The organism is Arthrobacter sp. UYEF20 (assembly GCF_040546335.1).
In the GTDB taxonomy this organism is placed as follows: Bacteria; Actinomycetota; Actinomycetes; order Actinomycetales; family Micrococcaceae; genus Arthrobacter.
In genome coordinates this window covers 96,146-105,610 of sequence record NZ_JBEPNP010000016.1, presented here as the reverse complement: position 1 = coordinate 105,610, position 9,465 = coordinate 96,146, and the positions used below count along the sequence as shown (strand labels likewise).

Genomic DNA, 9,465 nt, shown 5'->3' with positions numbered 1-9,465 from the left:
CTACTTCTGTATTACGTCCCTCAGGCGAGGTTGGCAACCGAGGGGTAGAGCGGGTGCGCGGCGGCGAGGGCCTGAACCCGGGTGCGCAGGCCGGACAGGTCCGCGCCGGCGTCGGCGGTCAGTGCCTCGGCGATGATGTCCGCAACCTCCGCGAAGGCTGCCTCGCCGAAGCCGCGGGTGGCCAGCGCCGGGGTGCCGATCCGCAGCCCGGAGGTGACCATCGGCGGACGCGAGTCGAACGGGACGGCGTTGCGGTTGACGGTGATGTCGATGTCCGCGAGGCGGTCCTCGGCCTGCTGCCCGTTGAGCTCACAGTTCCGCAGGTCCACCAGGACCAGGTGCACGTCGGTGCCGCCGGAGATCACGTTGATGCCCTTGGCGGTGACGTCGTCCTGGACCAGGCGTTCGGCGAGGATCCGGGCGCCGGCGAGGACGCGTTCCTGGCGTTCCTTGAACTCAGGGGACGCGGCGATCTTGAACGCCACGGCCTTGCCGGCGATCACGTGCTCCAGCGGGCCGCCCTGCTGGCCCGGGAACACGGCCGAGTTGATCTTCTTGGCGATCGCGGGATCGTTGGAGAGGATGATCCCGCCGCGCGGACCGGCGAGGGTCTTGTGCGTCGTGGACGTGGTGACGTGGGCATAAGGGACCGGGGAGGGGTGCAGGCCCGCGGCGACCAGTCCGGCGAAGTGCGCCATGTCCACCATCAGGTACGCGCCCACCAGATCGGCGATCCGGCGGAACTCGGCGAAGTCCAGCTGCCGGGCGTACGCGGACCAGCCGGCCACGATCAGCGCCGGCTTGGTCTCCAGTGCCAGGCGCTCCACCTCGGCCATGTCAATGGTGTGGGTGTCTTCGCGGACCTGGTAGGGGACCACGTTGTAGAGCTTGCCGGAGAAGTTGATCTTCATGCCGTGGGTCAGGTGCCCGCCGTGGGCCAGGTTCAGGCCCATGATGGTGTCGCCGGGCTTGATCAGCGCGTGCATCACGGAGGCGTTCGCCTGCGCGCCGGAGTGCGGCTGCACGTTCGCGTACTCCGCGCCGAACAGGGCCTTGACCCGGTCGATGGCCAGCTGCTCGATCACGTCCACGTGCTCGCAGCCGCCGTAATAGCGCTTGCCCGGGTAGCCCTCGGCATACTTGTTGGTCAGCACGGAACCCTGCGCCTGCATCACGGCCGCGGCGGTGTGGTTCTCCGAGGCGATCATCTCCAGGCCGTTGCGCTGGCGGGTCAGCTCGGCATCGATCTGCGCCGCGATCTCCGGATCCAGATCGGACAAGGCCGCGTCCAGGCTCGGCGAAATGACCTGCTCGAACGTTACCGTGCCCGCAGGTGCGCCGCTCACAGTTCGCCACCGTTCTTGGCCGCGTATTCCTCGGCCGACAGCAGCGGGCCCTCGGACTCCACCGCGACCTTGAACAGCCAGCCCGCACCATAGGGGTCACTGTTGACCACGGCCGGGTCAGCAACGACGGCGTCGTTGACTTCCGTGACCTCGCCCGTCACCGGGGAATACAGGTCCGAAACGGACTTGGTGGACTCAATCTCACCACACGTCTCACCAGCCGTCACCGCAGCGCCCACCTCGGGCAGGTCAACATACACGATGTCGCCCAGGGCGTCGGCCGCCACGGCGGAGACGCCGATGACGGAAGGGCCGTCGCCGTCGGTGGCAACCCATTCGTGCTCGGCGGAGTATTTCAGTTCAGCAACTACCTTGCTCATATCAATTCCTTAGGGTCGAAAGGGAGAAGAATTACTTCTGGCGCTTGTAAAACGGCAGGGCGACGACTTCGAAGGGCTCGGTCTTGCCGCGCAGATCGATGTCCAGGGCGGTGCCGGGTTCGGCGTGCTCGACGTCGACGTACGCCATGGCCACCGGGTAGCCCAGGGTAGGGGACGGCTGGCCGGAGGTGACTTCGCCAACCACTGCACCGTCCTTGAGCACCGGGTAGTGCCCGCGGCCGGCGCGGCGGCCCAGGCCCTTCAAGCCGACCAGCTTCTGCTTGGAACCGGCTTCCTTGGCTGCTTCCAGGGCGGCGCGGCCCACGAAGTTTCCTTCCTTGCTCTTGAGTGCCACCACGGGACCCAGGCCAGCGTCGAACGGTGAGCGCTCGAGGGACAGCTCATTACCGTAGAGCGGCATGCCGGCTTCGAGGCGGAGCGAATCGCGTGAGGCGAGACCGCACGGGACAATGCCGAACTCAGCCCCGGCTTCGGCGACCGATGCCCACAGGGGGGCGGCGGCGTCGTTCGCTACAAAGAGCTCGAAGCCGTCTTCGCCGGTGTAACCGGTACGCGCCAGGACGGCGTTATGGCCAGCCACGGTGAGCTCGTTGAATGCGTAGTACTTCAGCTCGGTGACCAGCGCGTGCTGGGCCTCGTCGGTCAGCTTGAGCAGGATGGCCTCGGCCTTGGGGCCCTGGACCGCGACGAGGGACATCTCCGCGGAGACGTTCTTGACGGTCACGTCGAAGCCACCCTCTTTGCCGGAATCGGCCCTTTCTGCCAGAGCTGCACCGACGGTGGGTGCGTTGCCCGCGTTGGGGACCACCAGGTACTTCTCGTCACCAAAACGGTAGGTGATGAGGTCATCGATGATGCCGCCGTCGGCGTTGCAGATGAGAGAGTACTTGGCCTTGCCGTCCGCAATTGCGGAGAGCTTGCCCACCAGGGCGTAGTCCAGGAACGCGCCGGCTTCGGGGCCGGTGACCCAGACTTCGCCCATGTGGGAGAGGTCGAACAGCCCGGCGGCGTTGCGCACCGCGTGGTGTTCGGCTAGCTCGGAGCTGTACTTCAGGGGCATCTGCCAGCCACCGAAGTCGGTGAAGGAGGCGCCGAGTTTCTTGTGCTCTTCGTAGAGAGCGGTGTAGTTCTCAGTCATCGGGTAAATCCTTAGTTCTCGAAGGCTGCTGTGTTGTCCTCGAACGCTGCTGTGCTTTCCTCGAAGGCTTCGAGGGGAGGGCAGGAGCAGACCAGGTTGCGGTCACCGGCTGCGCCGTCGATGCGGCCCACGGGCGGGAAGTACTTGTCCTGCTTGAGGTGATGGACCGGGAAGGCTGCCTGCTCGCGCGGGTAGTCGCGGTTCCAGGCGGAGGACACGACGGCGGCCGCGGTGTGCGGTGCGTTGCGCAGCGGGGAGTTCTCCAGGGTGAAGTCGCCGTTGGCGACCTGCTCGATCTCCTGGCGGATGGTGATCATGGCCGTGATGAAGCGGTCGATCTCGGCGAGATCCTCGGACTCGGTGGGCTCCACCATCAGCGTTCCCGCCACGGGGAAGGAGAGGGTGGGGGCGTGGAAGCCGTAGTCGATGAGGCGCTTGGCCACGTCTTCCGCGGTGACCCCGGTGCGGGCGGTCAGTTCACGCAGGTCCAGGATGCACTCGTGCGCCACGAGTCCGCCTTCACCGGTGTACAGGACCGGGAAGGACTCGTTCAACCGGCTCGCGATGTAGTTCGCCGCCAGCAGCGCGGACTTGGTGGCCTCCGTCAGGCCCTGGCCGCCCATGAGCTTCACGTAGGCCCAGGAGATCGGCAGGACGCCGGCGGAGCCGAAGCGTGACGCGGAGATGGCCACGCCGGTCCCGGGCGCGGAAGCGCCGGCCTCGTGCGAGGCCTTGTTGGCATCGCCCGGCATGAAGGGTGCCAGGTGGGCCTTGGCAGCGACCGGGCCGACGCCCGGGCCGCCGCCGCCGTGCGGGATGCAGAAGGTCTTGTGCAGGTTCAGGTGGGACACGTCGCCGCCGAACTTGCCGGGCCGGGCCAGGCCCACCAGCGCGTTGAGGTTGGCGCCGTCCACGTAGACCTGGCCGCCTGCCGCGTGCACGGAGTCGCAGACCTCGCGCACATCGGCGTCGTACACGCCGTGCGTGGACGGGTAGGTGATCATGATGCAGGACAGCGCATCCTTGTGGGTGTCGATCTTCGCTGCGAGGTCCGCGTGGTCGATGGTGCCGTCAGGTGCCGTGGCCACCACCACCACTTTCATGCCTGCCAGCACGGCCGAGGCGGCGTTGGTGCCGTGGGCCGAGGCCGGGATCAGGCAGATGTCGCGGTGCTGATCGCCGCGGGAGTGGTGGTAGCCGCGGATGGCCAGCAGGCCGGCGAGCTCGCCCTGGGAACCGGCGTTCGGCTGGATGGAGACCTGGTCGTAACCGGTGATCTCCGCGAGGTCCGCTTCCAGGCCATCGATCAGTTCACGCCAGCCCTCGGTCTGGGAGTCCGGGGCGAACGGGTGGATGGAGGCGAACTCCGGCCAGGAGATGGCCTCCATCTCGGCCGTGGCGTTCAGCTTCATGGTGCAGGAGCCCAGCGGGATCATGGTGCGGTCCAGTGCGAGGTCGCGGTCGGACAGCTTGCGGATGTAACGCAGCAGCTGGGTTTCGGAGCGGTGCGTGTTGAACACCGGGTGCTGCAGGAAATCGGAGGAACGGACCACATCTGCGGGCAGTTCGAATCCGGCAGCGGCCTTCACCGGACCGGCACCAAAGGCGACGGCAACCGCGGAGAGGATCTCCGGCGTCGTGGTCTCGTCTATGGAGACACCCACGGTGTCGGCGTCGATGCCGCGCAGGTTGATACCGCGGGCTTCCGCCGCGGCGATGACCTTCTTGGCCTTGCCCGGGACCCGGACGGTGATCGTGTCGAAGAACGACTCGGAAACGAGTTCGCGGCCGGCCGTCTTCAGCGCGGTGGCGAGGGTGCGTGCGTTGCCGTGGACGGTCTCGGCGATCGCCTTCAGGCCTTCGGGGCCGTGGTAGACGGCGTAGAATGAGGAGACGATGGCCAGCAGTGCCTGCGCGGTGCAGATGTTGGAGGTGGCCTTTTCGCGGCGGATGTGCTGCTCGCGGGTCTGCAGGGCCAGGCGGTAGGCGGGGATGCCGGTGTTGTCCTTGGAGACGCCGACGATGCGGCCCGGGAGGGTGCGCTCCATGCCTTCACGGACGGCCATGTAGGCCGCGTGCGGGCCGCCGAAGAACAGCGGCACGCCGAGGCGCTGCGCGGTGCCGACGGCGATGTCCGCGCCCTGCTCACCCGGAGGGGTGATCAGGGTCAGGGCCAGCAGGTCAGCTGCCACGGTGACCAGCGCGCCGCGTTCCTTGGCGGCGGCAATCACGCCGGACTGGTCCCAAACCCGGCCGGAAACGCCCGGCTGCTGCAGCACCACGCCGTTGATGTCGCCGTCGGGCAGGCCCTGGGAGAGGTCCGCGACCTCCACCTCGAAGCCGAGCGCCTCGGCGCGGCCCTTCACGATCGCGATGGTCTGCGGCAGGACGTCGGCGTCGAGGACGGTCTTGCCCTTGGCGGCGGATTTGTTCTTGTTGGCGCGGCGCATCAGCAGCACAGCCTCGGCCACGGCCGTGGCTTCGTCCAGCAGGGAAGCGTTGGCCACGGGCAGCGCGGTGAGGTCCTGGACCATGGTCTGGAAGTTCAGCAGCGCCTCGAGGCGGCCCTGGGAGATTTCCGGCTGGTACGGGGTGTAAGCGGTGTACCAGGCAGGAGCTTCGAGGATGTTGCGGCGGATCACCGGCGGCGTGACGGTGTCGTAGTAGCCCTGGCCGATCATCTGCACGGCGGTCTTGTTCTTCGACGCCAGGCGGCGCAGCTCGGCAAGAACCTGCACCTCGCTCAGCGCGTTGTCCAGGCTGAGGGCGGTTTCCTGGCGGATCGAGTCGGGAACGGCAGTGTCCACCAGGCCATCAACGCTGTCGTAGCCGACAGCCTTGAGCATGGTGTCGATGTCGGCCTGGCGGCGAGCGCCGATATGCCGGTCTGCAAACGTGGATGGGGACGATTGGACGGTCATGAGGAACTCCATAATTCAGGTGGCACCAAGGGTGCCACGATGATTCGGGTTCCTCCCCGCTCTGTCGTGGACCTGAGAGATTCCGCAGACCCTGCTGTTACAGGGCGCCGCTTGCACCGTCGGTGAGCAAGGCCGGAGCCGTGCTGCTTTCCAGAGTTGCCTTGCCGCGGCGGTACATGGGCCTGAGAGATTCCTGGGGAGGATTTGCTCCTACGGCGCCTGCAGAATGTACCGGCAGGACTCTCCCGCCGCAGATCATAAGCACGCATCACTCGTAAGTGACGCGGTTCACAACAATAGCTGCTTTGCCGGCTGCGCGCAAGACAAAACAGCCAATCTTTATCGGGTGGACCCTCTTGACATTGTCGAGTGACGGTGTTCACAATTGTCGCTGTGACCTTGGCAACGACGCCAACCACCCTGAATCGCCGCTCCTGGGTCAATGGAAGCGGACTAGACAATCCCTGACGAAACTCCCGGATCCGGCTGAGTTATGCGTGACTCGAGGCCCGCCGGCGCTGCTGCACGCGTCGGCACCGGTGTTTTTTTGGCGCCCGTTTTGGCGCACTCCGCCGCACTCCACCGCACACAGGAAAGAATCCATATGACGGAAGTTCGTTCGACCCTTACTGCCGACGGAACACACCCGAGGCCTTCATCACCCCCGCACCTTGCTCGCTCGCTGAGCAACCGGCACATCCAGCTCCTGGCCATCGGCGGCGCCATCGGCACCGGCCTGTTCATGGGTTCCGGCAAGACAATTTCGGTGGCCGGCCCGTCGGTGATCTTCGTGTACATGATCATCGGCTTCATGCTGTTCTTCGTGATGCGGGCCATGGGCCAGTTGCTGCTGTCCAACCTGAACTACAAGTCCTTCAGCGACTTCGCCGGCGACCTCCTGGGCCCCTGGGCCGGCTTCTTCACCGGCTGGACCTACTGGTTCTGCTGGGTGGTCACCGGTGTGGCGGACGTGATCGCGATCGCCGGCTACGCGAATGAGCTGTGGCCGGGCATCCAGCTCTGGGTCCCGGGCGTGGCCACCATCATCATCCTGCTCCTGCTGAACCTTCCCACCGTGAAGGCATTCGGCGAGACGGAGTTCTGGTTCGCGCTCATCAAGATCGTGGCCATCGTGGCCCTGATTGTGGTGGGCCTGGTGATGATCTTCACCGGCTTCCAGTCCAACGCCGGCACCGCCAGCTTCACGAACCTCTGGAGCCACGGCGGCTTCTTCCCCAAGGAATTCATGGGCTTCGTGGCCGGCTTCCAGATCGCCGTCTTCGCGTTCGTGGGCATTGAACTCGTGGGCACCGCCGCGGCCGAAACGAAGAACCCGGAGCACAACCTGCCCCGCGCCATCAACGCCATCCCGCTGCGCGTGATGCTGTTCTACGTGGGCGCCCTGATCATCCTGATGTCCGTCACGCCGTGGACCGAGTTCCAGGCCGGCCACAGCCCGTTCATCGGCATGTTCTCGCTGGCCGGCCTCGGCATGGCGGCCATGGTGGTGAACCTCGTGGTGCTGACTTCCGCGATGTCCTCGGCCAACTCCGGCATCTATTCCACCTCGCGGATGGTGTTCGGCCTCGCCAACGACGGCGACGCCCCCAAGCTCTTCGGCCGCCTCTCCAGCCGCAAGGTCCCGCAGAACGCATTGTTCCTCTCCTGCGTGCTGCTGCTCGCCGGCGTGGCCCTGCTCTACGCGGGCAAGGACGTCGGCGTCGCGTTCGACATGGTCACCACCGTGTCCGCCGTCTGCTTCATGTTCGTCTGGTCCATCATCCTGGCCAGCTACCTCGTGTTCCGGAAGCGCCGCCCCGAACTGCACAAGGCCTCACCGTTCAAGATGCCCGGCGGCATCCCCATGGTCTGGGTGGTGTTCGCGTTCTTCGCGTTCCTGCTCTGGGCCCTGACCACCCAGCCGGACACCTTCACCGCACTGCTGGTCACGCCGATCTGGTTCGCCATCCTGGGCGGAGCCTACGCCGTGGTCCGCAAGTCCCCGTTCCACCAGGCCCGCGTGGCCGAGTGGAAGGCCATGGCAGAGGAGGAAACCGTGGCCGCCGAAGCAGCCGCAGTCTAGGAGCCACCGCTTAAAGCGCGACGCCGGAACCCGGGATGGGTTCCGGCGTCGCGCTTTAAGGGACTGCATGGGATCCGGTGATGCCGCCGTCTTACTCGAATGCAATGGTGTCATCCTGCCAGTTCGGTAGCATGGGAATTCCGAGCACCAGGAGCGGAAAGGGGCGTTGCCATGACGGGATCCCCGGCGTCCCAGCCCGCCAATCACCGCCTGAGCCCTGCGCTCGACCCCGCTGCAGTTACTGTGGCCGACCCTGCGGTTGTCGGGAGGCTCCGGGCGGCCGGCTGCGTTTTCGCCGAAGAAGAGGCCATGCTGCTGGCCGCAGCCGCCGGCTCGACGGGGCAACTCGAAACCCTCGTGGACCGGAGGGTTTCGGGGCTGCCGCTCGAGCACATCCTCGGCTGGGCGGAGTTCTGCGGGCTGCGGATCGACGTGGATGCCGGCGTTTTCATTCCCCGCCGCCGCACCGAGTTCCTCGTGCGGCAGGGGGTGCTGCTCCTGCAGGCATCCCGGCAACCGTTTCAGTTGTCCGACGGCGCCGGTCTTCCGGCCGTCGTCGACCTGTGCTGCGGTTCGGGGGCCGTCGGGACCGCGCTCGCGGCACTGGCGTGGCCTTTGGAGCTGCACGCTGCCGACGTCGACCCGGCTGCGGTCAGCTGTGCCCGCCGGAACATCCTCCCCCTCGGAGGGGAGGTCCACGAGGGTGATCTGTACGGTCCGCTGCCGTCGGGGCTGCGCGGGCGGGTGGACCTGCTGGCGGTCAACGCGCCGTATGTGCCTACTGCGGGGATCAGGACCATGCCGCAGGAAGCCCGCCTGCACGAGCCGCGGGTCTCCCTCGACGGCGGTGCGGACGGGCTTGATGTTCAACGGAGGGTGGCCGCCGCGGCGCGGCAATGGCTAGGACCGGGCGGGCACCTGCTGATCGAGACGAGCCGGCGTCAGGCGCCGCAGACGGTGGACTTGTTCCTCCGCAACGGGCTGACCGCCCGGGTGGCCAGTTCCGAGGAACTGGACGCCACGGTGGTCATCGGTGGGCTGGTGTAGCTAGGAAGCCTTGTCCGGATCAACGTTGGTGGCCGGTCCGGCGGCAGTGGCTCCGCCCTCGTCGGACCAGTCTTGGCCTGTCTGGTCGTTCAGGGCCGGATCCGACTCGACATCGGGCGCCGCGAAGGCCGCGGAGGTCCCGAGAATGACTGTTTCCGGATGCGTGCTGTGGGCCGGGATGTTGCCTTCCGGAGCCCCCTTGGCAGCCCCCTGAGCGCTGCCCTCGCGGCGGAGGGCGGAACCGATGACGGTTCCGGCGCGGCGCGCGGCCTCGGTGAGCTGTTCCGACACCTCGGGGGCCTTTTCCTTGACTGCCTCGCCAGCGGCGGTCAGCTTGTCCTGGACAGGCTTGCTCTCCCAGAGGGTTGCAGCCCGGGACTTGAGCTTTTCGTAGGCTGCCCGGCCGGACCGGGACCCGAGGACGTAGCCCGCGGCCATTCCGGTTCCAAAAAGAAGTTTGGCTTTCATGCTGTACTCCTGCTCTTTAAAGTTTGTAGTGTGGCAAAAAGCCGGCCCCGGGATAAATCCC

At 66.6% G+C, this 9,465-nt stretch carries 7 protein-coding genes and 2 riboswitches; of the genes, 2 read left to right on the top strand and 5 right to left on the bottom strand.

Annotated elements, in window-relative coordinates; genetic code table 11:
* Nucleotides 1-20: 20 nt before the first annotated feature.
* From glyA to gcvP, 4 genes are read right to left on the bottom strand one after another with little or no spacing between them, the layout of a single operon-like run.
* Entirely contained in the window at nucleotides 21-1,346 is a 1,326-nt protein-coding gene (glyA, locus tag ABIB26_RS17240; protein ID WP_354245752.1) for a serine hydroxymethyltransferase, read from the bottom strand.
* Nucleotides 1,343-1,726, bottom strand: coding sequence for a glycine cleavage system protein GcvH (gene gcvH / locus ABIB26_RS17235; protein WP_354245750.1), 384 nt, complete (start codon nucleotides 1,724-1,726; stop codon nucleotides 1,343-1,345). The genes glyA and gcvH overlap by 4 nt, the downstream gene beginning before the upstream one ends.
* Before the next feature lie 31 nt (nucleotides 1,727-1,757).
* Entirely contained in the window at nucleotides 1,758-2,885 is a 1,128-nt protein-coding gene (gcvT, locus tag ABIB26_RS17230) for a glycine cleavage system aminomethyltransferase GcvT (RefSeq protein WP_354245747.1), read from the bottom strand.
* 11 nt (nucleotides 2,886-2,896) lie between these two features.
* The gene (gene gcvP / locus ABIB26_RS17225; RefSeq protein WP_354245744.1) at nucleotides 2,897-5,806 is read right to left on the bottom strand and encodes an aminomethyl-transferring glycine dehydrogenase; all 2,910 of its coding nucleotides are present in this window, start codon (nucleotides 5,804-5,806) and stop codon (nucleotides 2,897-2,899) included.
* 51 nt (nucleotides 5,807-5,857) lie between these two features.
* Nucleotides 5,858-5,965, bottom strand: a riboswitch (glycine riboswitch).
* Nucleotide 5,966: 1 nt separating this feature from the next.
* Nucleotides 5,967-6,064: riboswitch (glycine riboswitch) on the bottom strand.
* Between the two features lie 346 nt (nucleotides 6,065-6,410).
* Here gcvP and ABIB26_RS17220 point away from each other — a divergent pair.
* Nucleotides 6,411-7,889 carry an amino acid permease gene (locus ABIB26_RS17220; protein ID WP_354245741.1) on the top strand — a complete coding sequence of 493 codons (1,479 nt, stop codon included), beginning with the start codon at nucleotides 6,411-6,413 and terminating at the stop codon, nucleotides 7,887-7,889.
* A gap of 171 nt (nucleotides 7,890-8,060) precedes the next feature.
* A complete protein-coding gene (locus ABIB26_RS17215; protein WP_354245739.1) occupies nucleotides 8,061-8,936 on the top strand; it encodes a putative protein N(5)-glutamine methyltransferase in 876 nt (291 codons plus the stop codon).
* Here ABIB26_RS17215 and ABIB26_RS17210 read toward each other — a convergent pair whose 3' ends face one another.
* Nucleotides 8,937-9,404 carry a hypothetical protein gene (locus ABIB26_RS17210; protein WP_354245737.1) on the bottom strand — a complete coding sequence of 156 codons (468 nt, stop codon included), beginning with the start codon at nucleotides 9,402-9,404 and terminating at the stop codon, nucleotides 8,937-8,939. It lies immediately after the preceding gene.
* Nucleotides 9,405-9,465: the final 61 nt, after the last annotated feature.

Coding starts and splice junctions, on each gene's coding strand:
- gcvH (WP_354245750.1), bottom strand. CDS start 1,726: ATGAGCAAGGTAGTTGCTGAACTGAAATACTCCGCCGAGCACGAATGG.
- ABIB26_RS17210 (WP_354245737.1), bottom strand. CDS start 9,404: ATGAAAGCCAAACTTCTTTTTGGAACCGGAATGGCCGCGGGCTACGTC.
- ABIB26_RS17220 (WP_354245741.1), top strand. CDS start 6,411: ATGACGGAAGTTCGTTCGACCCTTACTGCCGACGGAACACACCCGAGG.
- gcvT (WP_354245747.1), bottom strand. CDS start 2,885: ATGACTGAGAACTACACCGCTCTCTACGAAGAGCACAAGAAACTCGGC.
- gcvP (WP_354245744.1), bottom strand. CDS start 5,806: ATGACCGTCCAATCGTCCCCATCCACGTTTGCAGACCGGCATATCGGC.
- ABIB26_RS17215 (WP_354245739.1), top strand. CDS start 8,061: ATGACGGGATCCCCGGCGTCCCAGCCCGCCAATCACCGCCTGAGCCCT.